This window comes from Geothermobacter ehrlichii, assembly GCF_008124615.1.
Classification (GTDB): domain Bacteria; phylum Desulfobacterota; class Desulfuromonadia; order Desulfuromonadales; family Geothermobacteraceae; genus Geothermobacter; species Geothermobacter ehrlichii.
Map to the genome: position 1 here is coordinate 92776 of NZ_VNIB01000004.1, position 24550 is coordinate 117325.

Below are 24550 nucleotides of genomic sequence, written 5' to 3' on the forward strand. Positions count from 1 at the left end.
CCCCGCCATGCTTATAGAATGGTTTAATTTTCCGGGCTGAATCCGGGCCGTACCCGGAGACAGGCGGAGGGGGCCCGTTCCACCGACACATCCATCCACGGCAACCACACCAGAGAAGAGACGGTCAAATACGCCCCCTCATCGGCGAAAGGCTTTCGGCGGCTTTTCCGCCCGGGTCCGGATTCTGTTGGGGAGGGTTGCAGATGCCATCGTGGAGTCATGTCCGAGATTGCGGCCGGGCGGCCGCCTGTCTCGGCTTTCTCGTTCTCCTTCTATTCTTCGCTTCGCCGGCCATGGCGGTCGACGATGTCACCGAACTGAATCTCAAGGATCTGCTGAAGGTCGAGGTAACCACGGCAGCCCGACAGCCGGAGGGGCTCTACGACACCGCGGCCGCGGTCTTCGTCATCACCAGGGAGGATATCCGTCGCTCAGGCGCTACCAGCCTGCCCGAGCTGCTGCGCATGGTGCCGGGGCTTCAGGTCGCCCGGATCAACAACAACGTCTGGGCGGTTACCGCCCGCGGCCTGAACAGCCGCTATGCCAACGAACTGCTGGTTCTGCAGGACGGCCGTACGCTCTACAACCATCTCTTCTCCGGCGTCTACTGGAACGCCCAGGACACCATCCTGTCCGACATCGACCGCATCGAGGTCATTCGCGGCGCCGGCGCCGCTCTCTGGGGGGCGAACGCCGTCAACGGCGTCATCAACATCATTACCCGACCGGCGGCCGAAACCCAGGGAACCCTGCTGGCCCTGACCGCCGGCAACGAGGAACGGTTCATAGCCGAAGCCCGGCGGGGAATGAAGCTGGGAGAAGGCTGTTACCTGCGCCTGTACGCCAAGGCTTTCGAGCGCGACAGCGGCAGCCTGCCGGGAGGGATGAACGATTCGGACGACTGGCGGGTAGGCCGGGCCGGCTTCCGCTTCGACCAGACGCTTGCGGTCACCGACACCCTGACCGTGCAGGGCGACATCTACCAGGGAACCGCCGGCGAAACCTTCAGGGTCGGCACCATCACACCTCCATACACCACCAGCCTGACCGATGATACCGAAATCAGCGGCGGCAACCTGCTGGCGCGCTGGCAGCGGACCTATTCGGCCGGCTCCGACCTTCTGCTGCAGACCTTCTACGACCGCGCCAGCAACAACGACATCGGCGCCGGTCAGAAGCGGCAGACCTACGATATCGATCTTCAGCACCGCTTCAGTCTCGGCAACAGGCAGAAAATCGTCTGGGGACTCGGCTATCGCCACTACCACGACCGGACCAAGGAAGGGATCATCATCTCCTTCGACCCGCGCAAGGAAGACCTCGACCTGTGGACCGCCTTCTTCAACGACCGCATCACCCTGATTCCGGATGATCTGGCCCTGATCGTCGGCAGCCAGGCCGAACACAACGACTTTACCGGCTTCGAATGGCAGCCGACGCTACGGCTGCTCTGGACGCCGCGCCCCTTTTTCAGCTTCTGGGCCAGCATCAGCCGCTCGGTACGGACGCCGAGCCGGGCGGAAACCGCCATCGACCTGCGGCAGCAGATCGTGCCCGTCGCCTCCCTGCCTGCGCCACTGAACGGCCTGGGCGGACCGGCCATCGCCCAGTACTCCCTGATCGGCAATCCGAACTTCGGCGCCGAAACCGCCTGGAGCTACGAGGTGGGTGGCCGCTGTCAGCCCCGCCCCGACCTCTACCTGGAACTGGTCCTCTTTCATGCCGACTACGACGGACTGCGCAACGTCGAACTGGCCGCTCCCGTCAACGAGGGAGACCGCTGGCTGCTGCCGCTGGTCGGCAACAACCGGCTGGACGCGAAAACCTGGGGCGTCGAAGCGTCCGCAGACTGGATCGTCCGTCCATGGTGGAAACTGCAGAGCGCCTACACCTACATCAACGTTCTGCCCGAACTCGACCCCGGTGCGATTTTCACCGGGTTTCGCGACGGCGCCGACAACAACCCGCACCACCAGCTCTCTCTCCGGTCCAAAATGGACCTGGGGCGCAACTGGGAGTGGGATCTCTGGCTGCGGCTGGTCGACAACCTGCCGGCCAGCGGCATCGACGGCTACGGCGCCCTGGATACCCGACTGGCATGGACGCCGAAATCCGGCTGGTACCTCGAGCTGATCGGTCAGAATCTTCTCGACCCGCAGCACCCGGAGTATGAATCCGACGCCCTCAACGCTTCGGTGGTCGAAATCGATCGCAGCTACATGGTGCGGATCAGCCGGCGATTCTAGCGACAGACCGGGAGCGTCCATGTTCGTTCGGTACCGTACAGGATGGCTGCTTTTGCTGGCCCTGGTCCTTTTTCCGGGCCCGCCGCCGGTTCATGCCGGCTTCAGCGAGATCGAGGTCAAGGCCGCCTTCCTGTTCAACTTCGCCCATTTCACCGAGTGGCCACCGGCAACAGCGCCGGTTGCCCGCGGCGAGCTGGTCATCGGTATCATGGGAAAAGACCCTTTCGGTCCGGCCCTGCGGCGTTTTCGTGGCAAAACGGTCGGCGGGGTTCCGGTCCGCATCCGCAGGATTTCGACTCCAGAGGAGGCCAGACGTTGCCACATCCTCTACCTGAGCCCCTCGCTGAAACACCGGACAAGAGCCCTCGTCGGGCTGTTGCAGGAGAGTCCGGTGCTGACCGTCAGCGACATGCAGGGTTTTCTCGAACGGGGAGGCTGCATCGAACTGATGCAGATCGATCATCATATCCGTTTCGCCGTCAACCTGGACCGTTGCCGTTCTGCGGGATTGATTCTCCGATCAAACCTGCTCGAACTCGCACGCTACGTGATCATGCCCGAGGAAGACCGACATGACTGAAAAACAACGCGGCCGGTTCCGCCGAAAACTGATCACGGTCATCATGCTGACCAGTGTGCTGACCCTGACCCTGACCATCGCCACCACAACGGTCAGGGAACTGGCGGACAAGAAGGCCTCGATGATCGGCAAGGTCAAACTGCTGGCCGAAATCCTGGCCAGCAACAGCCGCGCTCCCCTGACCTTCGAAGACGAGGCCGCCGCCAGGGAAAACCTGGCTCCCCTGACGGTCGAACCGCTGATTCTCGGCGGCGCCATCTACGACCGCAAAGGCCGTCTCTTCGCCCGGTTCATCTCGGCTGAACATCCTCAAAGCGCCATCCCCCTCAGACTCGCTCCGGAGATTCTCAAATATCCCGGCTTCTTCCGCGAGATCGACGCCGAACTTCAGCTCTATCAGCCGATCATCCTCGACAACGAACGCATCGGCACCGTCCTGCTCAAGGCCGACCTGACCCCGCTGCGCATGAGCATCTTCCGGCTGGTGGTCTCCAGCATCGGAGTTCTCCTTCTCGGACTGGTCGTGGCCTACGGTCTGTCGAAACGCCTGGTCAACCGGCTGTCGAAACCGCTCGACGCCCTGCTGGCAACCATGCGCGCCGTCGGCAGCCAGCAGAACTATTCACGACGGGCCGCCATCGAGTCGGACGACGAGTTCTCCGAGCTGGTCGCCGGCTTCAACGACATGCTCGACCAGATCGAGGAAAGGGACCGGCAGCTCGAAGCCCACCGCAACAACCTGGAAGACGAGGTCCGCCGGCGCACCACCGAACTCGAAACCGCCAACAGCAGGCTCGAACGCACCGTCCGGGAACTGGAGAAGGCCAAGCAGCAGGCCGAAATCGCCAGCCGGGCCAAGAGCCAGTTCCTGGCCAACATGAGCCACGAAATCCGCACCCCCATGGTCGGCATTCTCGGCATGAACGACCTGCTGCTGGCCAGCCGTCTCGACGAGCAGCAGCGGTCGATGGCCGAAGCGATCCGCAACTCGTCCGAGGCCCTGCTGAAGATTCTCGACGAACTGCTCGATTTTTCCCGCATCGAGGCCGGCAAACTGACTCTGGCACAGGAAGAGATCGATCCCCGAGAGATCATCGAAGACGCCGTCTTCCTGCTGGCGGAAAAGGCCCACAGGAAAAACATCGAACTGAGCTGCCACATCGACCGCCATATCGAGCCCCGCCTCAAAGGTGATCCCGGCAGATTACGCCAGATCGTCCTCAACCTGGTCGGCAACGCCGTCAAGTTCACTTCCGAGGGCAAGGTCATACTCAGGGCGGTACGGAAGAAAGAAAAGGACAACCGGATATGGCTCGCGATCAGCGTCAGCGACACCGGCATCGGCATCCCGGAAGAGGATCAGAAGATCATCTTCGAGCCTTTCACCCAGGTCGACGACTCGAACACCCGCAAATACGACGGAACCGGCCTCGGCCTGACCATCGTCCGCCAGCTGGTCCTCTCCATGGGCGGCGACATTTCCCTGGAAAGCACACCCGGCAAGGGGAGCACCTTCAGTGTCTGCCTCCCCCTGGGCAAGACCTCCGACCTGTCGGCGCTGCCGGTGCGGGACGGCACCCTGGCCGGACTGAAAACCCTGCTGGTCGAACCGCAACCTGAAGTCCGGGAAGCCATGAACGAGCAGTTCATCACCATGGGGCTGCGGGCTTCCATCGCCGCCGACGCCGAAACGGCCCTCGATCTGCTGAGAACAGCGGCCGGCGACAACAGGCCCTACAGGGTAGCGCTGATCGCCGACAGCCTGCTCGCCACGACCGGCGACAACCTTCTCGCGGTGATCAAGAACGATCCGGCCTTCCGTGACACCCGGGTCGTACTGCTCACCGGGCCCGAAAAACAGGCGACGGCAGCGAATGCGGCCCTTCATGTCAACCGCCTGCGCAAGCCGGTCCCGTCCAGCCGGCTGGCCGCCCTGCTGTCGTCGCTGCTGCCCGAACGGCCTGCCACCCCCAAACCCTCCCCGACCGAATTCAGCGACATGCCCCAGTTCTCCGGCAGGGTTCTGCTGGTGGAAGACAATCTTCAGACCCAGAATCTGATCAAGATGATGCTGGAAGCCCACGGCTGCCAGGTCAGGGTCGCCCAGAACGGCGAAGCGGCCCTGACCCTGACGGAGGGAATCGATTACGACATCATCTTCATGGACTGCCAGATGCCGATCATGGACGGTTTCGAAACGACCCGAAGATTGCGGCAGCGCGGCTATGCCCGCCCGATCATCGCCCTGACGGCGAAGGCCCTGAAGGGAGATGCCGAGCAGTGTCTCGCCGCCGGCATGGACGACTACCTGGCCAAGCCGTTCAAGCAGAGCCAGCTGCAGCAGGTCTTTCGCAAATGGCTCGGCAAAAGCTCGCCCGCGGCCGATCGCGAAGCGTCCGGCGACAGCTGACAACCATCGACAGCGGAGACAAAAATAAAAAAGACGCGCCGGTCAGGAGGGAGAACGCGGCGCGCCAATGGAGGTGAATTGTCGGCAACGGCGCCCTGTCCGTTGCCTTTGCCTTTCTTATCGACACCGGCCGAAAGAACTTTAGGGAGATGTGAAAAAAAAGACGCGCCGCACAGGAGGGAAACGCGGCGCGCCAAACAGAAGGGTTGTGACGCTGGTGTTGCTTGCAAGGTGGGTAAGGAAACGAGTTGGGAACTCGTATCGGAAATGCCTGCCACAACATTTCCGATGTTGTCTGCAGCCTAGCGCAGGCAACGGAACCTCACCACGTGAATTTACGTACCCTTTGGAGGGCGTTTGTCCGCCGTACGACTGTGCGAATGTGCAGCCGACAAAAGTTGCGGCTTCGGCGCGGCGAGGGTATAACAGGATGACGTATCTGCCACGGCAAGGAGAGAGCAACTTGAAACATCTGTTTATCGTCGGTTGCGGCGACATCGGCCGCCGGACAGCCCGGCTGGCCATGGAACAGGGCATGAGTGTCACCGGCGTGGTGCGCAGCGAAAAAAGCGCCCGGCTGGCCGAAGCCATGGGCATCCGTCCGATCGTCGCCGATCTCATGGACAGCGACAGTCTGGACGGTCTGCCGACGGCCGGAAGCCTGGTTCTCTACGCCGCCCCTCCCCCCGGCGGCGGCATGACAGATCCCAAGGTCCGCCATTTCTGCCAGGCCGTAACAAGCGGCGAAGAGCCAACCAAACTGGTCTACCTGAGCACCAGCGGCGTCTATGGCGACTGCGGCGGAGCCCGAGTGACGGAAGAGACCCCCGTCAACCCGCAGACGGCCAGGGCCAGGCGGCGATTCGACGCCGAAACGACGATTCGCCGCTTTGGCGAGGAAAGAAGCGTTCCGACCGTCATTCTTAGGGTGACCGGCATCTACGGCCCCTTCCGCTTCGCCCTGCACCGGATTGTCGAGGGGCACCCCCTGCTCGATGAACGGGAAGCCCCCTGCACCAACCGCATTCACGCCGACGACCTGGCGCAGGTCTGCCTGGCCGCCCTGGAAAAGGGAAAGGATGGCGAGATTTTCAATGTCTGCGACGGCCAGGAAAGCACCATGACCCACTATTTCAACGCCGTGGCCGACGCCTTCGGACTGCCACGGCCGCCCCAGGTATCGATGGAAGAAGCGAAAAAATCGATGAATCCGCTGATGCTCTCCTATTTTCAGGAATCCCGCCGCATGGACAACAGCAGAATGCGTGAACGGCTCGGCGTCCGGTTGCGCTATCCGACCCTCGAAGAAGGGCTGGCGGCCAGCGTCGCGGAGATGAAGCGCACCGATCCCGACTTTTTTGCCCGCCTGCGTTCCCTGAGCGGTTCTTTACTTGCCTGATCCACAATCCTCGGGCTAACATCGGAACAGCCTCGAAACGAACAGGATACCTGCATGACCAACGTCATCGTCATCGGGGGCGGCATTTCCGGACTGGCAGCCGCCCATGCCATAGAGCAGCAGGCCGAAAAGGCCGGTCTGAAGATCACGACGACAGTCCTCGAAAAGGAACAGCGTCTGGGCGGCAAGATCTGGAGTATCCGGGACCAGGGCTTCCTCTGCGAATGGGGACCGAACGGTTTTCTCGACAACAAGCCGATGACCCTCGAACTGTGCGAGAACATCGGCATCGGCGAGCGACTGCTGCGTTCGAGTGACAACGCCCGCAAGCGCTTCATCTACAGCGAAGGCCGGCTGCACCGGCTGCCGGAATCGGGTCCGGCCTTTCTCCGTTCGCAACTGATCAGCTGGCCGGGCAAGTTCCGGCTGGCCGGAGAACTCTTCGTGCCGCGCCGCCGCAGCGACGATGACGAGAGCCTGGCCGATTTCGCCCGCCGGCGGCTGGGCCGCGAGGCTCTCGACAAGCTGATCGCCCCCATGGTTTCCGGCATTTTCGCCGGCGACCCCGAGCAGATGAGCCTGCAGAGCTGCTTCCCCCGGATCTGCGAACTGGAACGGGAATTCGGCGGTCTGCTCAAGGCCATGATCAAGCTGGCCCGCAAGAAGCGGCAGGAGCGCAAAGAGGGCAAGCAGGTGGCCGGCGCCGCCGGTCCGGGAGGCATTCTGACCTCCTTCGCCGGCGGCATCCAGGAGCTGACCGACTCTCTGGGCGGGGCCGTACGCGGCGACATCCGGCTGGGAATCGAGGTAACCGCCATCCGGAAACTGGCCGACGGCTTCCGCGTCGAGCTGGCCGACGGCGACAGCCTCGAGGCCGAGGTCGTCCTCAGCTGCGCCCCCGCCTGGGCCCTGAAAACAATGGCCGAGCCCCTGGGGGCCGACATCGATGAGCTGCTCGAACAGATCCCCTACTCGCCGATGAACGTCGTCTGCTTCGGCTACCAGCGGGAGAAAATCCCGCTGGATCTGAACGGCTTCGGCTATCTGATTCCCCGCAACGAGGGCTGCCACATCCTTGGCACCCTCTGGGATTCGAGCATTTTCACCCACCGGGCGCCGGAAGGAATGGTCCTTCTGCGTTCGATGATGGGCGGCGCCACTTTTACCGAAGCGATCGAGCTGTCCGAAAACCAGGTGGTGGCGGCAGTACGGGCCGATCTCGAACGCATCATGGGCATCAAGGCCGAACCGGACTTCATCCGGGTCTTCCGGCACCGGCGGGCGATTCCCATGTACCTGCTGGAGCACCGCCGGCGGGTGGCGGCGCTGGAGGAGCGCCTGACGGAGCTGCCGGGCCTCTTTGTCAGCGGCAACGCCTTTTACGGCGTCGGACTGAACGATTGCGTCCATGCCGGCAACCAGGTTGCCGACCGTATCGTCCAATGGCTCAAGTCCCGCAGTCACGGCTGAGAACATCCCGGCACGGCTGACAACTCCGCGGTCCGGGACATCCTTCAGGGGGAGGGATCGTCATGACCAAGGAAGGTTTTCGCAAGACCGTCTGTGATCTTCTCGAACTGGCCGACGTCAGGATCGACGGCGATCGGCCCTGGGACATCCGGGTCCACGACGAACGCTTCTTCCGCCGACTGCTTGCCGACGGATCGCTGGGTCTGGGCGAATCGTACATGGACGGCTGGTGGGACTGCGAGGCGATTGACGAGCTGATCTGCCACCTGCTGCGGGCTCACCTCGATGAGAAGGTGACCTCTCCTGCAGCCGTCATCGACAGCCTGAAGGCCCGCCTGCTCAACCGGCAATCCCGCCGCCGCGCCTTCCAGGTGGGGGAGCACCACTACAACATCGGCAACGATCTCTACTGCCGGATGCTCGACTCGCGGATGATCTACTCCTGCGGCTACTGGAACAGCGCCGAAACCCTGGAGCAGGCCCAGGAGAACAAGCTCGACCTTTCGTGCCGCAAGCTGCAGCTGCACAGGGGGATGCGGGTTCTCGACATCGGCTGCGGCTGGGGCGGAACGGCCCGGTTCATGGCCGAACGCTACGGGGTTGAAGTGGTCGGCATCACCGTCTCCACCGCCCAGGCCGAACTGGCCCGCGAGATGTGCCGCGGCCTGCCGGTCGATATCCGGGTTTGCGACTACCGCAACGTTGAGGGGACCTTCGACCGGATCATCTCCATCGGCATGTTCGAGCATGTCGGCTACAAGAACTACCGCACCTATTTCCGCAAGGTCCGCGAACTGCTCACCGAAGACGGCATTTTCCTGCTGCATACCATCGCCGGCAACACCGCCGCCGTCAAGACCGACCCCTGGATCGAACGTTACATCTTTCCCAACGGCATGCTTCCCTCCGCCCGCCAGGTCAGCGAAGCCTGGGAGGGGCTGCTGATCCTCGAGGACTGGCACAACTTCGGCCCCGACTACGACCGCACCCTGATGGCCTGGCACCGGAATTTCGAAGCCGCCTGGCCGGAGCTGAAGGCAACCTACGACGAACGCTTCCGTCGCATGTGGCGCTACTATCTCCTCATCAGCGCCGGCGCCTTCCGGGCCCGCTCCAACCAGCTCTGGCAGATCGTGCTGAGCAAGAACGGCATCCCCGGCGGCTACCGGGCGCCGCGCTGACGGCGGCGTCAGCGGTTCTTGCGCCTGAAGACGTCGGTCTTCAGGCTCGATACCCGGTCGAGAAAGAGCAGACCGTCGAGATGGTCGATTTCATGCTGGATGGCGACCGCCTCGAAGCCGCGGGCCCGCACGACCCGGTCGGTGCCGCCACCATCGGTGAACTGCACCAGAATCTTCTCGGCGCGGGTGACGTTGCCGGTGTAATCGGGGACGCTCATGCACCCCTCGCGCATGGTTTTCGACCCCTCGGTTTCGAGAATCACCGGATTGATCATCACCAGACAGCCGTGGTTGTCGTCACGCCCCAGCTTGCTGTGCGACACGTCGACCACCACCACCCTCAGATCGACGCCGATCTGAGGGGCCGCCACCCCGACCGAATGGCCGGCATCGTACATGGTGTCGAGCAGATCGCGAACCAGCCCCCTGACCTCGTCGTCGAGACGTTCGACCGATCGGCAGACCTGCTTCAGCCGCGGGTCCGGGTAGAGCAGAATCTCTCTGACCGCCATGGATCAGAGCTCCACCGGATTGATGCTGCGCACGGAGACGTCGACCCCGAGGTCCTCCCTGACCCGGGCCATGATCCGGTCTAGTTCCTCGACGCTGATCTCGGGCGGCAAGGTCGCTTCCAGCATCATCACGTAGACCGGCCGCTGCTCGCTGCCGATCAGCTTGGTGTTCAGGTCGGTGATGTTGATGCCGCGCTCTCCGAGCTCGCGGGCCACCCGGTAGACGATCCCCGGCCGGTCCGAGCCGTAGACCGAAACCATGCACAGATCGCCCTTCAGCTCGGAGCGTTTTTCGCCACCGGGGCGCAGGGTGCGCAGAAAAACCGACAGGTTCTCCTCTTCAAGTGGTGAAAAAAAGCCACGAAGCTGCTCGCCACGATCGTATTCCGGGTGGGAGATGATCAGCTGCATGGCGAACTGGCCACCGAGGATGGAACAGCTCGAATCGGCGATGTTGCAACCCATGTGATAGAGGATTTCGGTGACGCGGGAAACGATGCCGGGACGGTCCCGGCCAATAATGGTCAGGGCAAAGTGATGCATCGGACTCCTCCTGTGCGGCAAAAGGGATCATGAAGAATCGGCCGGACGGCTCCGGTCGCCCGGACATGCTTCTGCTGTCCCTTTCTAGCATGCCGGCAGGTCAATTGCCAGCAGCCGTGCCTGCCGAAGGCTGAAAAGGATACAGGTCCGGTAACTGTCGCGATCGAAGCTGGTGGGAGATTCAGACCTGCCTATTGGTCGATTCGGAAGTAGAGGCGGTGACAATGGTCGCGGCGCAACAGGCAGGGATGCTGATGCCCATGCGCCCCTCCATCTGCACCGTCGCCGACCACTCGATGCGGGTAGCGCTGGCCGGAGCCTTCCAGCTGAAGACAAAGAGGCAACCCTTTTCGCCGAGATCGGACCTGACGGGCGCCTCGAACTCATAGGTCATGCCGCTGCGAACATCCTCCCCCCGCAGCAGCAGCATACCCTGGCCGCTTTTGCCGCCGATGTTGCGCAGCCGCACGCAGAGATCGACGGTTCCCTTCACCGGCAGCTGCAGCGGAACGTTCAGTTCGAGTACCGGCGCCCACCGGCTGTCGGTGAAGGGGTCGCCCTGGTCGAGAGGCCTGCTCCCCCGACCGATGAAGGTACCGGCCAGAGCGCCCTTGAGATAATCCTGGAAATTCTGCTGTTCCGACATGCGATTCCTCATCCCCCCTCCGCTCTGCCGGCTTGCAGTAAACGGGCCAAGAGAAGAAAGAGCGGTATCGTCACGGAAATTTCCATATACGCCCCCTTTTTGCCGGACTCTCCGGGCCGACGGCGGCATGAAAGGAAGTGATCAACGCCATATGACGCAACCGGATCAGGGCAAATTACCAAACAGAGATCAGCCAAACAGCCGATCGGCCAGCAGGCAGGCCAAAACCAGCGCCATGAACATGTTCACCCGCACAAAGAGCGGCCTCAGCTCGCCACGCCGGATCTGACGCCAGAGACCGTACAGCAGCCAGCTGCCGAGAACCGGCAGCAGCGCCCGGACCAAAGCCCCCCGGACGGGACCGAACCCGGCAAGGATGGCCGTTCCGACGGTGGCGGCAAGAACCCAGGCGGCGACAACCCGTCGCATCCCGGCCGCGTCGAGCCGGTCGGCCAGCACGGGCAGTCCCGCCCGGCGATAGTCCTGCCGGCAACGGAGGGACAGAAGCAGAAAGTGCGGAATCTGCCAGATGGCCAGCAGGGCCGCCAGCAACAGTATGCCGCCCTGTTCGAGTGATCCGCCGGCAACCAGCCAGCCGATCAGCGGTGGCAGGGCGCCGCACAGGGCGCCCGGAAGGATAGCGAACGCGGTTTTCGGCTTCAGGGGAGTGTAGATGCCGTTGTAGAGCAGAAGTGCCAGCAACCCCAACCCCAGAGCCGCAGGCGACGGCAGCAGGAGCGACACGCCGGCCAGCAGCGCAAGAACCGCCAGCAGCAGAGCCGGCGCCGGGGTCACCCGTCCCGTCGCCAAGGGCCTGTCGCGGGTCCGCTCCATCCTCGCGTCGAGATGACGTTCCTGGACCTGGTTGAGCAGGGTGCCGGCGATGCCGAGCAGCCCCACCGCCAGGCTCGCCCACAGCACCGGCGCCGCCTGCTGCACTCCCGGCGCCAGCAGGGCTCCGGTCAGGGCCGAGGCACAGACCATCGCCAGCAGCCGCGGCCGCAGCAGCAAACGCCATTCGGCCGCCGTAAGACGAAAGAGACCGACAGGTGCCGTCTCCGGCTGCGCTCTGCTTTTTTCGCTCATTGCAGGTTTTCGAGCCATTCGACAATCGCCTCGATCTCTTCGGCCGAGAGCCGCGGATAGGGCGGCATCACCGGCGGATAGCCCTCGGCGACATCGGCATTCGGTTCTCTCAGGGCGCGGGTGACATAGTCCTCGTCGGCCCGCAGGGTCCGCCCGCCCTCGAGCCGGCGTTCGCTACCGTAAAGCCCCTTGAAGCTCGGTCCGACCTTGCGGCTGCCGTCCGTCGAATGACAGCCGAGACACCCCTGCCGGCGGACGATTGCGGCCCCGTCGAGGCGGGGCTTCGTTCCGGAGTCGGCCGGGGGATTGCCCGGCCGGCCGATGCGCGACAGGTAGCCGATGATCTCCCGCAGCTCCCGCGCGGATATCTTCCCTTCGTAGCCGGGCATCACCGGCGGATAGCCGACAACGACATCGGCGCCGGGTGTGAGGATCGACCGCTCCAGGTAGCCGTCGTCACTGGTCAGAGTCCGCTCCTTGCCCTCGGTGATCACCCTCACCTGCCGGCCGCCGATCCCCTTGAAACTCGGCCCGACCAGCTTGCTGCCATCGAGGCTGTGACAGCTGAGGCAGCCGTACCGGGCCAGCAGCTCGCGCCCCTTCTCCGTCTCCTTCGCCCCGTCCATGCCGGCCAGCCACTCCTCGAATTCGGCCGGCGACACCGCCTCAACTGTAGTGTGCATGTCGGCATGGCCGATGCCGCAGTATTCGGCGCAGAAGATGTCGTAGGAGCCCTCCTCCCCGGCAACGAACCAGACGTAGTTTTCCATCCCCGGCACCGTGTCGCGCTTGATGCGGAAGGCCGGGACATAGAAGGCGTGCAGCACATCGGCAGAGAGCAGCCTGACCTTGACCGGCCTGCCCGCCGGAACGAACAGACGGTCGCTGTGCCGGCCACCGGGATATTCGAAATCCCAGGACCACATGCGGGCGGTGGCGGTCACCTCCATGGCGTCCGGCGGCACATTGCGCAGGGCCAGATAGCCGGCCCAGCCGAAATAGAACATCGCCATGACGATGACGGTCGGCACCACGATCCAGATGACTTCGAGGGTCAGGTTGCTGTCGACCTGCGAAGTCGGCTCGGGACAGCGCGAACGCCGGTAGCGGATGACGAACCAGATCATGGTCGCGGTAATACCCAGCAGCATCACTGCGGAAATCCCGAGTATGAACCAGAACACGGGATCGACGGCTTCCTGGGTCGTGATCAAGGCCGGATTCACGTTTCTCGTCCCTTTGCGTGAAGATGGATCAATTCCGGAAATTCTGAATACTGAGTTCCGGCCACAGAAATCCAGCTTCTCCGGCTAGCGGTACAACACATCGAAAAAGGTAAAGCCGATGAACACGGTCAGGGTGACGACGGCGACCAGCAGAAAGAGCCTGAACAGCCGGTTCTCGTATTTCATGTGCATGAAGAACCCGATCACCAGCACCGACTTGCTGCAGGCGATCACCAGCGCCACCCAGATATTCAGAGCGCCGAGATCAATGCGCGAAGCGGCCACCGTCATGATGGTCAGGGTCAGCAGCGCCGCCCAGACGGCCACCAGAGTCGCATAGGGGACAATATGTCCCTTGTCATGTTCGTTCATCGCCACATCTTTCTCCCGCTCCCGGCCTCATCAAAGGATGAGATAGTAGAGTGGAAAGATGAAAATCCAGATCAGATCGACCAGATGCCAGTAGAGCCCGGCGTTCTCCAGAGTGACGTAGTCCTCGGGATTGACCTTGCCCCGGCGGATCAGCAGCAGCACCCAGCCCATCATCACCATCCCGACCAGTACGTGAATGCCGTGCAGACCGGTGGTCAGGTAGTAGATGCTGAAAAAGACCTGCTCGCCGGCCGGCAGCTCCTTCAGCTGCGGCGAGCTGGGGTAGATGCCGTGGTGGATCTTGGCACTCCATTCGAAATACTTGTTGACCAGAAAACAGAAGGCCATGGCGACGGTCACCCCGACCAGGCCCATCGTCTGGCGGACCCGGCCGCGCTGCAGGGCGGTGATCGCCATCGCCACGCTCAGGCTGCTGGTCAGCAGTACCAGGGTGTTACCGCCGCCGAACCAGACATTGAGCTGCTCGCCACCTAGCCGGAATCCCTCCGGGTAGCGCTGCAGATAGACGGCGTAGAGGATGAACAGGCCACCGAACAGCAGCACCTCGGTGAACAGAAACAGCCACATGCCGAGCTTGGCGCCGGTGTAGTCCTTCGGATGCGCGGCCTGCGTCGCAGGTGACGATTCACTCATCTACAACCCCGCCTTCCTGAAGTCATAGGGCCCGTGGGTCACTTCCGGCTCATGGTCGAAATTCTCCAGCGGCGGCGGCGAACTGGTCTGCCATTCGAGACTGGCGCCGCCCCAGGGATTGGCGCCGGCCGGCTCGCCGCGCAGCAGACCGCGGAAGATGTTGACGAACATGATGACCAGCCCCAGCACCAGAATCCAGGAACCGATGGTCGAAAGCTGGTTCCAGAAGGTGAACTTCGGCAGATAGTCGTAGTAGCGGCGCGGCATCCCTTCGACGCCGACGATCATCATCGACATGTAGAGCACGATGAAACCGAAGGTCAGCAATGCCCAGCCCCAGACCGCCGCCTTCCTGCTATACATCCGGCCGTAGATCTTCGGCAGCCAGTAGTGCATGGCGGCGAAATAGGCGAAGCCGGTGCCGCCGAACATGACGAAATGGAAATGTCCGACCACGAAATAGGTGTCGTGCACGTGCACGTCGGTCGCCGCCGCGCCGAGCACCAGCCCGGTCAGGCCGCCAATGGAGAAGAGAAAGATGAAGGAGAGGGCGAACAGCAGCGGCGGATCGAGGGCGATCGACCCCTTGTAGAGGGTCGCCACCCAGTTGAAGACCTTGATCGCCGAGGGGATGGCGACCAGAAAGGTCAGCAGCGAGAAAACCATCACCGCAGTGTCGGACATGCCGCTGGTGACCATGTGGTGCGCCCAGACCACCGAACCGGCGCCGGCGATCGCCAGCGAGGAGATGGCGATCGCCTTGTAGCCGAACACCGGCTTGCGGGCGAAGACCGGAATGATGTCGGTAACCACCCCCATCGCCGGCAGGATCATGATGTAGACCGCGGGGTGGGAGTAGATCCAGAACAGGTGCTGGTACATGATCGGATCGCCGCCGCGGGTCGGATCGAACAGGCCGGTGCCGATCACCCGCTCGGCAAAGATCAGCAGTACGGTGATGCCGAGCACCGGAGTCGCCAGCACCTGCACCCAGGCGGTGGCATAGAGCGCCCAGGTGAACAGCGGAATGCGCATCCAGGTCATCCCCGGGGCGCGCAGGCGGTGGATGGTGACCAGAAAGTTCAGGCCGGTGAGGATGCCGGAAAAACCGATGATGAAGACCGCCAGGGTGGCCAGCGAGACGTTGGTGGTGGTCCGCACCGAAAAGGGAACGTAGAAGGTCCAGCCGGTGTCCGGCGCCCCGCCGGCGGTAAAGAGCGATGTCAGCGCCATGATCGCGCCGATGGCGTAGAGCCACCAGGAGAGCAGGTTCAGCCGGGGAAAGGCGACATCCTCGGCACCGATCTGGATCGGCATCACCAGGTTGCCGAAGGCGGCCGGAATACCGGGAATGATGAAGAGGAAGATCATCACCACCCCGTGCAGGGTGAACAGCGCGTTGTACTGCTGGGGAGTGAAGAGGTCGGCCCCCGGCGCAAACAATTCGAGCCGCAGGGCCAGGCCGAGCAGCACCCCGACGCAGAAGAATGCCAGGGTGGAATAGAAATAGAGCAGGCCGATCCGCTTGTGGTCGGTGGAGAAGACCCAGGTGCCGATGCCGCGCCGCCCGCCCGAAGCGTCCCAGAAGCCGCGTTGCCCACTGACCGATGCCGCCTGGTTCATAAACGCCTCAATTCTTCTTCCGCCGCCCGCGTCCGCCGAACATCAGCACCAGAAAGAGGATGACGGCGCACAGGAAAACGACGATGCCGGTGACGCGAAGGATATTGAACACATAGCCCCGCCGTTCGGGGTCGTAACTGTAGCAGAGACTGGCCAAGCGGCTGATGGTGCTGCCGATGCGCCCTTCCGAGGCCTCCAGCAGCGCCAGCGACAGGTCGGTTGCGAGAAAACGGGTTCCTTCGAGGTAGCGGACGATCCGGCCGCCCGGCGCCAGGACCACCACGGCCACCGGATGAACGAATTCGCTGCCCTCCTTGTAGAAACGGTAACCGATGGCCGTCGTCAGCCGGCGGATGGCCCCGGCGTCGGCGGTCAGAAAAAGCCAGCTGTCCATGGGAAACCGCTCCCGCACCGCGGCGCGATAGATCTTCTTGCTCCCCCGCGCCACCGCCGGCGTCTCATCCGGGTCGAAGCTGAAGGAAAGAACCCGGATTTCCCGCCGCAACTCCCGACCCAGTTTCGGCAGCGACTGGGCCAGGCTCGCCTGCAGGGCGTTGCAGACATTGCTGCAGCGATAGTAGACCGGCGCCAGCAGGACCGGCCGGTCGAACAGGTCGCCGAGCCGCAGCTGCCGGCCGAGTTCGTCGCGCACCATAATATCGGGCGGCACCTGCTCGCCGAGCCGCTCCTCGATGCCGACCTTCGGCGGCCTTCGCGGCTCCCCGGAGGTGGACGCCCGGACAACCGACGCTCCGCTTGCGGCCACCAGCCACAACAGGATGATCCAGTGCAATCCAGCCATGATGCTCTCAAGCATATCCTGCCGCCGGAAAACCGCAACCGGCGGAAATCACGACCGGAACCCGTGCCCTCGTCACCCGGACGAATTAATGACCATTTTTATCATTTTTTTTCTTGCAATCTTCCCGCCGGGTGTTAAATCATGGATAAAGTCAATCCGACCACAGCCGGTGAAATCAATTCGACGCATGCAAAGGAGTGGACCCCATGAGTCAGGAACCGAGTCTTTTCTGCCAGGTCAACAAGGCCAAAGACCCCGCCAACATGACCGATCTCGAAAAGAAGCACACCCCGGTGATCAGCGTACCGAGCGAAATCAGGGCCGGCGAAACCGTCGAGGTCACGGTCGAGGTCGGCAAGCTGCTGGCCCACCCGAACGAGCCCGGGCATTTCATCGAGTGGATCGATCTCTACGCAAACTGGGTCTTTCTGGCCCGCCTCGACCTGAGTGCCGTCACCACCCAGCCGACGCTGAAGATTCCGGTCACCATCCCGCACGGCATCGACAAACTGACCCTGCGCGCCTTCGAGCGCTGCAACCTGCACGGAGTCTGGGAAGGCACCGTCGAGGTCAAGGTCGTCTGAACCGCAACCGGGAACGCGACCCGAGCAGTCCCCCCGGCCGCGGATGGCCTGCCATCCGCGGCCGTTCCCGTTGCGGGGTATAACTCATCGAATCGCGAGCCTCGATTCTCGATTCGAGGCTCGCGATTCGCGCCTTTCTTGTCGCCGAACCCGGCTTCTGCTAGCATGGCCGCGCCATGAACGAACTGGAAGAACGTCTTACCGAACTCGAAATCCGCTTCACCCACCAGCAGCGCCTGATCGACGAGCTGAACGAGGTCATTCTCGACGACAACCGCCGGCTGGCCGAGCTGCAGCGGGAAGTGCGCATCCTGCGCCAGATGCTGCAGCGACTGGAGCCGGAATCTCCCCACTCGCCGGACGAATAGCCATGCTCAGCCTCGACTACTCGGACATCAAGCGCATCCTGTGCGAGCTGGTGCTGATCGTCGCCCTGGGTGTTGTCGTGGGCCTGAGCGCCAACGTCGGCCTGCTGCAGCGGGTGCTGAGCGGCCAGGGCGTGCCGCTGCTGTCCGAAAGCGAAACGGCGGAACGAAACGACAGCTACCCGGAACCGGTCAGCCTGCAGCAGACGAAGCAGCTGATCGCCGACAAAGCGGCCCTGATCGTCGATGCCCGCATCGGCGAGCTCTACGAGCAGGGACACCTGCCGCATGCCGTCTCGCTGCCGCTGTCGGAAGCGGACCGGCGTCTGCCCGAACTGCAGGCCGAGGTGGCGCCGGACAGGCCGATTCTGGTCTACTGCAACGGCTACGGCTGTCCCGACTCCTTCGATCTGGCGATGAAGCTGATCGCCGCCGGCTACCGTCGGGTGCTGGTCTTTGAAGGCGGATTCCCCGAATGGCGCGACGCCGGACTGCCGATCGAGGTAACGGAGAGCGGGCCATGAAGACTCCGTGGCTGGTCTATCACGGCTGCCGGCTGGTGCTGGGCGCGGTCTTCCTCTATGCCGGGGTGAGCAAGGGGCTCGACGTCACCGGCTTCGCCGGCGACATCGCCGCCTACCGGATCCTGCCCTATCTGGGCAACTACCTGCTGGCGGCAACCCTGCCCTACATCGAGATCATCGCCGGCGCCCTGCTGCTGGCCAATCGACGGGTGCGTCCGGCAGCCCTGCTCTGCGGCCTGCTGACACTGGTTTTCATCGCCGCCCTGCTTTCGGCCTGGGTGCGCGGACTCGACATCAGCTGCGGCTGTTTCGAACCCGGAGCCCAAACCGGCATCGGCGAGGCGCTGCTGCGCGATCTGGCACTGCTGGTACTGGCTCACTTCACCTTCCACCTGAGCAACCGTTGTCTTCCCGCCCGAAAGAACTGATGATGGAGAGCTGGCAAAACGCGTTGCGGGCGGCGATCACTTCGCCGTCTCAGCTGGCCGAACGCTTCGGCATCGACCCGAAATCGCTGGAGGCGGTCTGCGAGCGCTATCCGCTGCGCATCACCCCCTACTACGCCGGCCTGATCCGCCAGGCAGGCGACCCGATCTGGCGGCAGTGCGTTCCCGACCCGGCCGAACTGGACGACGCCGGCCTGCCGGCCGATCCCCTGGCCGAGGAGGAGCACTCGCCGGTCCCGGCCCTGGTTCACCGCTATCCCGACCGCGGCCTGCTGCTGACCGGCAACAGTTGTGCCGGCTACTGCCGCTTCTGCACCCGCAAGCGGCGCATCGGCCGGCGCGAACACGGCATCAGCTTCGGCGAACTGCAGCGGGGCATCGACGCCATCGCCGGCCGGCCGCAGATCCGGGACGTGCTCCTTTCCGGCGGCGATCCGCTGCTGCTCGGCGACCGGCTGCTGGAAGAGGTGCTCGACCGGCTGAAACGCATCCCGCACGTCGAGATCATCCGCATCGGCAGCCGTATTCCCGTGGTACTGCCGGAACGGATCACCCCGCAACTGTGCCGGATGCTGCAGCGCTTTCGGCCCCTCTACCTCAACACCCACTTCAACCATCCGCGGGAGCTGACCGAGCAGAGCTGGCAGGCCTGCGCCCGGCTCGCCGCCGCCGGGGTGATTCTCGGCAACCAGACGGTGCTGCTGCGCGGGGTCAACGACGATGCCGACACCCTGCTGCAGTTGAACCGCAACCTGCTGCAGATGGGCGTCCGCCCCTATTACCTGCACCAGATGGACCTGACCGCCGGCACCGGTCATTTCCGGGTGCGGGTGGAGAAGGGCCGCGAGCTGGTGCAGGCCCTGCGCGGCCGGATCACCGGCATGGGCATTCCGCAATACGTCATCGACCTGCCCGGCGGCAAGGGGAAGGTGCCGGTCACCAACGACTATGTCGAAAGCTGGGGGGACGAGCTGGTGCTGCGGGCGCCGGACGGCGCCCGGGTGGTGTATCTGAATTCGTAGAAAAACAGGAATACAGGAGTCAGAATACAGGATTCAGGAGAAAACCACTTCATTAACCCCTCCTGACTCCTGACTCCTGCCCTTCACGCCCGCGAAACGAACCGGCCCTCGCGGGTGTCGACCTTGATCCGGTCGCCCGGTTCCAGGTAGGGCGGCACCTGCAGCACCAGGCCGGTTTCCAGGGTCGCTTCCTTGGTCTGGGCGGTGGCGGTGGCGTTCTTCAGCACCGGCGGCGTCTCGGTGATGGTCAGCTCGACGGTCATCGGCGGTTCGACCGACACCACCTGCCCCTGAAACAGCCCCAGCACGACCTCCATCCCCTCCAGCAGATAGCCCTTGACCGGTCCGTAGATCTCGGGCCCCAGCTCGTACTGGTCGTAGCTCTCCAGGTCCATGAAGGTTCCTTCCTCGTCGGAAGAGGCGTAGAGAAACTGTCCCTTGCGCTTTTCGAAGTCGGCTTCCTCCACCTTCTCCCCGGCCTTGAAGGTCTTTTCCAGCACCTGGCCGGTGAGCAGGTTGCGGTACTTGGTCTTCACCAGGGTGTTGGCGCCCCGGGCGGTGGGAGTGTGCTGGCTGACGTCGAGCAGCGCACAGGGCGCACCGTCGAGCAGGATGACCAGCCCGCGCTTGAAATCGGCTGTCGTGTACATGCTTGCGGCTCCTTGTCACAGAAATCTGGCCGCCTTATAGCACAGCCGTCGGCGGCGGCCAAAGGTTTTCCGTGACAAAGGTCGCAAGTCTGTGTTTAAATGTGGTTTTTCGAAAATCGGCGCTTCGGGCGCGACACCGATACCAGGAGTCTGAACCATGTACACATGTTCCGATCTGAAAAAGGGGCTGAAGCTGCTCATCGACGGCGAGCCGCATGTCATCGTCCAGTTCGATTTCACCAAGCCGGGCAAAGGGCAGGCCCTCTACAAGTGCAAGCTGCGCAACATGCTGACCGGCGCCCTGTTCGACCGCACCTACCGCTCCGGCGAAAGCTTCGAGCCGGCCAGCCTCGAGGAGCGCGACATGCAGTACCTCTACCAGGACGAAACCGGCTACGTCTTCATGGACCAGCGGACCTACGAGCAGGTCACCATTCCGGAAGACGTCCTCGGCGACGACAAATACTTTCTCATCGACAACATGGAGGTCAAGGTGCTGATGTTCGGCGAGCGGGGCATCGGCGTCACCCTGCCCAACTTCGTCAACCTGCGCGTCACCAAGGCCGAGCCCTGGGTCAAGGGCGACACCGCCGCCGGCAACAGCAAGCCGGCGACCGTGGAAACCGGCTACACCCTGCAGGTCCCCTCGTTCGTCGAGGAGGGCACCCTGATCCAGATCGACACCCGCACCGGCGAGTACGTCACCCGGGTCAAGGAATAACACCCGACATGGATCTGAACTGGCAACTGGCCCGCAAACGGCCGGTTCTGGAACAGAGGGCCCGGATCCTGCAGAGAATCCGGGCCTTTTTCGTTGCTGACGGCTTCGTCGAGGTCACCACCGCCCACCGGATTCCGGGCAACGCACCGGAATGCCACATCGACCCGGAAGAGGCCGGTGACTGGTACCTGCACACCTCACCCGAGCTGTGCATGAAACGGCTGCTGGCGGCCGGCTACGCGAAAATCTTCCAGATCTGCCAGTGCTGGCGCAAAGGAGAGCGCGGCCGGCTGCACCTGCCCGAATTCACCCTGCTCGAATGGTACCGCAGCGACACGGACTACCAAACGCTGATGACCGACTGCCAGCGGCTGCTGGCGGCGCTGGCGCCGGAGGGCCGGCTGACCTGGCAGGGCGAGACCATCGACCTGTCGCCGCCCTGGGAGGTGCTGACCGTCGCCGAGGCCTTCCGCCGGCACGCCGGCATGGCGGTGGAGCGGGCCCTGGCCGACGACCGCTTCGAGGAACTGCTGAGCGAACGGGTCGAACCGGCCCTCGGGCGGCCGCGACCGACCCTGCTCTGTGACTACCCCCTGCCGCTGGCGGCGCTGGCGCGGAGAAAACCGGGGCAGCCCGATGTCGCCGAGCGTTTCGAACTCTATATCGCCGGCATGGAGCTGGCCAACGGCTTCTCCGAGCTGACCGACCCGGACGAGCAGCGGCGGCGCTTCGAGGCCGAGGAGCGTGCGCGCCGGGCGGCGGGCAAACCCGCGGTCCCTTCGGCCGAACGCTTTCTCGCCGAACTGGAACACCTCGACCGGGCCGCCGGCATCGCCCTGGGCGTCGATCGTCTGGTGATGCTGCTGACAGGCCGGACCGATATCGCGGAGGTCGTGGCATTTCCCCCGGAAGCGTTGTAGACTGTTACGCGAATTTCATTCCACCTGGAACCGTGAGTTTATGCCGGATGGAGAGTGCAAGTGCCTGGCCTGAATGAGGTCTTCAAAAATCGAATGGCGCACCCGCAGGTTCGCCGGCGATTTTTGGGATGTTCAGGCAGGTCAAGGACTTGTGCTGTCCGCCTGGGATAAGCTCACGGATTCAGTCCCAGACGGCACGGGAGGCATTCATGGGTTCTGACAGCGAAAACGGAAAGGCGATCAGCAACAGCCTGCGCCGGGAACTGCGGTCGTGCAGCGAACTCGACGACAAGGTCGAAAAGGCGGTCCCCGTTCTCAGCCGCCGGTTCGGCGTAGCGACCGACGAAGTCGCCCTCTTTCTGCTCGACGAACGCAAGACGGTGCTGCACTTTCTCTGGCCGCTGCGGCTGAAGCAGGTCGGCTTCATCCCCTATTCCTCCCTCGATTCGCTGGCGGCCCGCACCGCCCGGGAAGGGCGGGTCTTCCTCAACAACACCTTCGCCTCGGTCCACCACGCCTCCTTCTTCGAGAAGATCCGTCTCAAGGACGGCATCACCGAGCGCCCCAAGCCGATCCAGAAGATCATCAGCGTGCCGATGGTGGCCGACGGCGACATCCGCGGCGTCATCCAGATCTCACGCAAGGGGGACGAGGGGGACGAGCTGCCCGACTTCAGCACGGCCGACGCCGAACTGCTGGTGGAACTGGCCAGCATCATCGGCGCCGAACTCTGACCTCGCCTGCCGCTAACGAGGCCGCCAGGCGCAATAGCCCGGTCGCGGTCCGATGTGAGGATGCTGCCGGCAGGTTTCCGGCCGTCGTTCGTAGATGGTGCAGCGCCGGCTCCGCTGGTCGAGGTAGATGCAGTCCTCGTTCGCCAGCCGGGCCAGGGTGAAGAGCTGCCGGCCGGGGCTGTAATGCTCGATGATCCCCTGCCGCGCCAACCTGCGCGCCAGCCGGTGCGGCGGCTCCTCCGCCTCGAAGGCATCGACCACTCCCATCCTGACCAGGTCGCCGACCGACACCTCGACCGGCAGACGGCAACAGGTTCCCTGACAGCTCCGGCACAAACGGGCCCGGTACCGGACCCAGGTCGACGGACGCTGGACGTCCGCGGCCACAGTCGGTTTCTGACGCATGAATCTACTGCCCTGCTCGGGAATTGGGCCGCCGCCCGGACGGCGGCGGCAACGGCGGCGCATCCTAGCAGAAAAGACCGCCGATGAAAACCAGGGCATCGACAGGGCAACACCACCGACGAGCCTTTTTCAGCCGCCTGAAAGAATCCCCTGAATCCGTAAAGCCATTACCGGCAGATAACGCAAGTCACTGACCTGCCTGAGCCTCCCCCAAAATCGCCGGCAAACCTATGGGTGCACCTTACGATTTTTGAAAAGCTCATCCAGGCCAAGAGCTTACACTCTCTGCCCGGCATGAGCTCACGGGTTCTGGGGTCAGTATTCCAGGTCGGAAAGCGGCAGGGCGAAGGTCTGGCGGTAGTAGCGGATCTCGATGATGATGATCTTGATGATGCTGGCCACCGGCACGCCGATGATCATGCCGAGCACGCCGTAGAGCTTGCCCCCCATGATGATGGCGATGATGACCCAGAGCGGATGCAGGTTGGAGACGTGGGAGATGAGAATGGGAATGAGAATGAAATTGTCCACCACCACCTGCGCGATGAGAACGTAGGTGGCAACGATCCACCAGAACTGACCGCCCAGCCCCAGATCGACCAGGGCGATGAGAATCCCCGGTACCATGCCGACCAGGGGGCCGAGATAGGGGACCAGGTTGGTGACGCCGGCGAAAATGGCCAGCAGGGGGGCGTAGCGGATGTCGGTCAAAGAGAGGCCGACCCCCACCACCAGGCCGACGATGGCCGCCTCCAGCACCCGCCCCCGGACGAAATGACTGAGCTGCCGGCTGATCAGCCAGGCCAGATCGTGCGCCATCTCGTAGTAGCGGTTCGGCGCCAGGCCGACGGAAAAACGGATGATCTTCTGTCCGTCGCGCAAAAAGAAGAAGGTGAACAGCGGCACCAGCACCATCAGGCCGCCCAGTCTCAGCGCCGAGCCGGTGGTGTGGGACAGGATTTCTCCGAAGAGCCGCTCGGCCAGAATCCGGCCGCGGGACGGCAGGTCGATGCCCCCGACGTAGGGGAACACCTCCTGGAGCTTCGCCTGCGCCTCCTTCAGCAATGCGATGGCGCGCCCCAGGTAGCGCGGCAGATCGGTGCGCAGGGAAAACCACATGTCGGCCCAGTGCGGGCTGAGCCAGCGGATGGCCAGATAGATCAGCAGGGCGACCAGAAAGAAGACGAGAAAGATGCTGGCGGTGCGATTGAGCGGTCCCCGCTCGAACAGGCGGACCAGCGGCTCGAGCAGAAAGCTGAGGACCAGGGCCAGCAGAATCGGCAGGACGATGCCGGTCGTCGCCGTATGCAGCAACTCGGTGATGCGCGACGCCGAGCTGTAGATGGCCAGACCGGCGGCGATGCTGGCGGTCATGACCAGGAAGAAGAGCAGGACGTGGCCGCGGGTCAGGGTGGGCGTCTCCGCCATC

At 63.5% G+C, this 24550-nt stretch carries 26 protein-coding genes; 14 read left to right on the top strand and 12 right to left on the bottom strand.

The features are described from left to right. The first annotated feature begins 203 nt into the window (after window positions 1-203). The 6 genes from EDC39_RS05770 (at window position 204) to cfa (ending at window position 9286) form a co-directional block, all read left to right on the top strand. Window positions 204-2246, top strand: coding sequence for a TonB-dependent receptor plug domain-containing protein (locus tag EDC39_RS05770; protein WP_148895431.1), 2043 nt, complete (start codon window positions 204-206; stop codon window positions 2244-2246). A 19-nt stretch (window positions 2247-2265) separates the two neighbouring features. Next, window positions 2266-2826, top strand: a complete 561-nt coding sequence (locus EDC39_RS05775) for a YfiR family protein (RefSeq protein ID WP_187426662.1) — start codon at window positions 2266-2268, stop codon at window positions 2824-2826. Continuing rightward, window positions 2819-5236, top strand: coding sequence for a response regulator (locus EDC39_RS05780; protein ID WP_148895433.1), 2418 nt, complete (start codon window positions 2819-2821; stop codon window positions 5234-5236). Before EDC39_RS05775 ends, EDC39_RS05780 begins: the two co-directional genes overlap by 8 nt. A 463-nt stretch (window positions 5237-5699) precedes the next feature. Continuing rightward, entirely contained in the window at window positions 5700-6635 is a 936-nt protein-coding gene (locus EDC39_RS05785) for an SDR family oxidoreductase (RefSeq protein ID WP_148895434.1), read from the top strand. A gap of 54 nt (window positions 6636-6689) precedes the next feature. Next, window positions 6690-8105, top strand: a complete 1416-nt coding sequence (gene hemG, locus EDC39_RS05790) for a protoporphyrinogen oxidase (protein WP_148895435.1) — start codon at window positions 6690-6692, stop codon at window positions 8103-8105. A 62-nt stretch (window positions 8106-8167) separates the two neighbouring features. Further along, on the top strand, window positions 8168-9286 hold the full coding sequence (gene cfa, locus EDC39_RS05795) for a cyclopropane fatty acyl phospholipid synthase (RefSeq protein WP_148895436.1): 1119 nt from the start codon (window positions 8168-8170) through the stop codon (window positions 9284-9286). 8 nt (window positions 9287-9294) lie between these two features. Here the strand turns inward: cfa and def are convergent, their stop codons facing one another. The 9 genes from def to EDC39_RS05840 all read right to left on the bottom strand — a co-directional run bounded on the left by def (window position 9295) and on the right by EDC39_RS05840 (window position 16765). Further along, window positions 9295-9798, bottom strand: coding sequence for a peptide deformylase (gene def / locus EDC39_RS05800; protein ID WP_148895437.1), 504 nt, complete (start codon window positions 9796-9798; stop codon window positions 9295-9297). A 3-nt stretch (window positions 9799-9801) separates the two neighbouring features. After that, window positions 9802-10341, bottom strand: a complete 540-nt coding sequence (locus EDC39_RS05805) for a glycine cleavage system protein R (RefSeq protein WP_148895438.1) — start codon at window positions 10339-10341, stop codon at window positions 9802-9804. Between the two features lie 181 nt (window positions 10342-10522). Beyond that, complete coding sequence (locus EDC39_RS05810; RefSeq protein ID WP_148895439.1) at window positions 10523-10999, bottom strand: hypothetical protein; 477 nt, start codon at window positions 10997-10999, stop codon at window positions 10523-10525. A gap of 177 nt (window positions 11000-11176) precedes the next feature. Beyond that, complete coding sequence (locus tag EDC39_RS05815) at window positions 11177-12073, bottom strand: UbiA family prenyltransferase (protein ID WP_187426663.1); 897 nt, start codon at window positions 12071-12073, stop codon at window positions 11177-11179. Continuing rightward, window positions 12070-13299, bottom strand: coding sequence for a cytochrome c oxidase subunit II (gene coxB, locus EDC39_RS05820; protein ID WP_148895441.1), 1230 nt, complete (start codon window positions 13297-13299; stop codon window positions 12070-12072). Before coxB ends, EDC39_RS05815 begins: the two co-directional genes overlap by 4 nt. 84 nt (window positions 13300-13383) lie before the next feature. Continuing rightward, a complete protein-coding gene (locus EDC39_RS05825; protein ID WP_148895442.1) occupies window positions 13384-13671 on the bottom strand; it encodes a cytochrome C oxidase subunit IV family protein in 288 nt (95 codons plus the stop codon). Between the two features lie 30 nt (window positions 13672-13701). Then, window positions 13702-14325, bottom strand: a complete 624-nt coding sequence (locus tag EDC39_RS05830) for a cytochrome c oxidase subunit 3 family protein (RefSeq protein WP_148895443.1) — start codon at window positions 14323-14325, stop codon at window positions 13702-13704. Continuing rightward, window positions 14326-15948, bottom strand: coding sequence for a cytochrome c oxidase subunit I (locus EDC39_RS05835; protein WP_148895444.1), 1623 nt, complete (start codon window positions 15946-15948; stop codon window positions 14326-14328). A gap of 7 nt (window positions 15949-15955) precedes the next feature. Beyond that, a complete protein-coding gene (locus EDC39_RS05840; protein ID WP_148895445.1) occupies window positions 15956-16765 on the bottom strand; it encodes an SCO family protein in 810 nt (269 codons plus the stop codon). Between the two features lie 191 nt (window positions 16766-16956). Here EDC39_RS05840 and EDC39_RS05845 point away from each other — a divergent pair, with 191 nt between their 5' ends. The 5 genes from EDC39_RS05845 (at window position 16957) to EDC39_RS05865 (ending at window position 19691) form a co-directional block, all read left to right on the top strand. Beyond that, window positions 16957-17334 carry a class II SORL domain-containing protein gene (locus tag EDC39_RS05845; protein WP_148895446.1) on the top strand — a complete coding sequence of 126 codons (378 nt, stop codon included), beginning with the start codon at window positions 16957-16959 and terminating at the stop codon, window positions 17332-17334. Between the two features lie 176 nt (window positions 17335-17510). Further along, window positions 17511-17702, top strand: a complete 192-nt coding sequence (locus tag EDC39_RS05850; RefSeq protein ID WP_148895447.1) for a SlyX family protein — start codon at window positions 17511-17513, stop codon at window positions 17700-17702. A gap of 2 nt (window positions 17703-17704) precedes the next feature. Then, complete coding sequence (locus tag EDC39_RS05855) at window positions 17705-18223, top strand: rhodanese-like domain-containing protein (RefSeq protein WP_148895448.1); 519 nt, start codon at window positions 17705-17707, stop codon at window positions 18221-18223. Beyond that, window positions 18220-18651, top strand: a complete 432-nt coding sequence (locus tag EDC39_RS05860) for a MauE/DoxX family redox-associated membrane protein (RefSeq protein ID WP_148895449.1) — start codon at window positions 18220-18222, stop codon at window positions 18649-18651. The genes EDC39_RS05855 and EDC39_RS05860 overlap by 4 nt, the downstream gene beginning before the upstream one ends. Before the next feature lie 2 nt (window positions 18652-18653). Next, complete coding sequence (locus EDC39_RS05865) at window positions 18654-19691, top strand: KamA family radical SAM protein (RefSeq protein WP_148895579.1); 1038 nt, start codon at window positions 18654-18656, stop codon at window positions 19689-19691. Between the two features lie 83 nt (window positions 19692-19774). Here EDC39_RS05865 and EDC39_RS05870 read toward each other — a convergent pair whose 3' ends face one another. Next, a complete protein-coding gene (locus tag EDC39_RS05870; protein WP_148895450.1) occupies window positions 19775-20341 on the bottom strand; it encodes an elongation factor P in 567 nt (188 codons plus the stop codon). A 157-nt stretch (window positions 20342-20498) separates the two neighbouring features. Here EDC39_RS05870 and efp point away from each other — a divergent pair, with 157 nt between their 5' ends. From efp to EDC39_RS05885, 3 genes are all read left to right on the top strand, one after another. Beyond that, on the top strand, window positions 20499-21062 hold the full coding sequence (gene efp, locus EDC39_RS05875) for an elongation factor P (RefSeq protein ID WP_148895451.1): 564 nt from the start codon (window positions 20499-20501) through the stop codon (window positions 21060-21062). Window positions 21063-21070: 8 nt separating this feature from the next. Further along, window positions 21071-21982, top strand: a complete 912-nt coding sequence (epmA, locus tag EDC39_RS05880; protein WP_148895452.1) for an EF-P lysine aminoacylase EpmA — start codon at window positions 21071-21073, stop codon at window positions 21980-21982. A 209-nt stretch (window positions 21983-22191) separates the two neighbouring features. After that, on the top strand, window positions 22192-22716 hold the full coding sequence (locus EDC39_RS05885; protein WP_187426664.1) for a GAF domain-containing protein: 525 nt from the start codon (window positions 22192-22194) through the stop codon (window positions 22714-22716). 12 nt (window positions 22717-22728) lie between these two features. On the opposite strand, the gene EDC39_RS05890 is transcribed toward EDC39_RS05885, so the two are convergent. Continuing rightward, window positions 22729-23121: a YkgJ family cysteine cluster protein gene (locus tag EDC39_RS05890; RefSeq protein ID WP_148895454.1), complete on the bottom strand. Its 393-nt coding sequence runs from the start codon at window positions 23119-23121 to the stop codon at window positions 22729-22731. A gap of 315 nt (window positions 23122-23436) precedes the next feature. After that, entirely contained in the window at window positions 23437-24549 is a 1113-nt protein-coding gene (locus tag EDC39_RS05895) for an AI-2E family transporter (protein WP_148895455.1), read from the bottom strand. Between the last annotated feature and the right edge of the window lies 1 nt (window position 24550).

Coding starts and splice junctions, on each gene's coding strand:
- EDC39_RS05770 (WP_148895431.1), top strand. CDS start 204: ATGCCATCGTGGAGTCATGTCCGAGATTGCGGCCGGGCGGCCGCCTGT.
- EDC39_RS05775 (WP_187426662.1), top strand. CDS start 2,266: ATGTTCGTTCGGTACCGTACAGGATGGCTGCTTTTGCTGGCCCTGGTC.
- EDC39_RS05780 (WP_148895433.1), top strand. CDS start 2,819: ATGACTGAAAAACAACGCGGCCGGTTCCGCCGAAAACTGATCACGGTC.
- hemG (WP_148895435.1), top strand. CDS start 6,690: ATGACCAACGTCATCGTCATCGGGGGCGGCATTTCCGGACTGGCAGCC.
- cfa (WP_148895436.1), top strand. CDS start 8,168: ATGACCAAGGAAGGTTTTCGCAAGACCGTCTGTGATCTTCTCGAACTG.
- def (WP_148895437.1), bottom strand. CDS start 9,798: ATGGCGGTCAGAGAGATTCTGCTCTACCCGGACCCGCGGCTGAAGCAG.
- EDC39_RS05805 (WP_148895438.1), bottom strand. CDS start 10,341: ATGCATCACTTTGCCCTGACCATTATTGGCCGGGACCGTCCCGGCATC.
- EDC39_RS05810 (WP_148895439.1), bottom strand. CDS start 10,999: ATGAGGAATCGCATGTCGGAACAGCAGAATTTCCAGGATTATCTCAAG.
- EDC39_RS05815 (WP_187426663.1), bottom strand. CDS start 12,073: ATGAGCGAAAAAAGCAGAGCGCAGCCGGAGACGGCACCTGTCGGTCTC.
- EDC39_RS05825 (WP_148895442.1), bottom strand. CDS start 13,671: ATGAACGAACATGACAAGGGACATATTGTCCCCTATGCGACTCTGGTG.
- EDC39_RS05830 (WP_148895443.1), bottom strand. CDS start 14,325: ATGAGTGAATCGTCACCTGCGACGCAGGCCGCGCATCCGAAGGACTAC.
- EDC39_RS05835 (WP_148895444.1), bottom strand. CDS start 15,948: ATGAACCAGGCGGCATCGGTCAGTGGGCAACGCGGCTTCTGGGACGCT.
- EDC39_RS05840 (WP_148895445.1), bottom strand. CDS start 16,765: ATGCTTGAGAGCATCATGGCTGGATTGCACTGGATCATCCTGTTGTGG.
- EDC39_RS05845 (WP_148895446.1), top strand. CDS start 16,957: ATGAGTCAGGAACCGAGTCTTTTCTGCCAGGTCAACAAGGCCAAAGAC.
- EDC39_RS05850 (WP_148895447.1), top strand. CDS start 17,511: ATGAACGAACTGGAAGAACGTCTTACCGAACTCGAAATCCGCTTCACC.
- EDC39_RS05855 (WP_148895448.1), top strand. CDS start 17,705: ATGCTCAGCCTCGACTACTCGGACATCAAGCGCATCCTGTGCGAGCTG.
- EDC39_RS05860 (WP_148895449.1), top strand. CDS start 18,220: ATGAAGACTCCGTGGCTGGTCTATCACGGCTGCCGGCTGGTGCTGGGC.
- EDC39_RS05865 (WP_148895579.1), top strand. CDS start 18,654: ATGGAGAGCTGGCAAAACGCGTTGCGGGCGGCGATCACTTCGCCGTCT.
- EDC39_RS05870 (WP_148895450.1), bottom strand. CDS start 20,341: ATGTACACGACAGCCGATTTCAAGCGCGGGCTGGTCATCCTGCTCGAC.
- efp (WP_148895451.1), top strand. CDS start 20,499: ATGTACACATGTTCCGATCTGAAAAAGGGGCTGAAGCTGCTCATCGAC.
- epmA (WP_148895452.1), top strand. CDS start 21,071: ATGGATCTGAACTGGCAACTGGCCCGCAAACGGCCGGTTCTGGAACAG.
- EDC39_RS05885 (WP_187426664.1), top strand. CDS start 22,192: ATGGGTTCTGACAGCGAAAACGGAAAGGCGATCAGCAACAGCCTGCGC.
- EDC39_RS05890 (WP_148895454.1), bottom strand. CDS start 23,121: ATGCGTCAGAAACCGACTGTGGCCGCGGACGTCCAGCGTCCGTCGACC.
- EDC39_RS05895 (WP_148895455.1), bottom strand. CDS start 24,549: ATGGCGGAGACGCCCACCCTGACCCGCGGCCACGTCCTGCTCTTCTTC.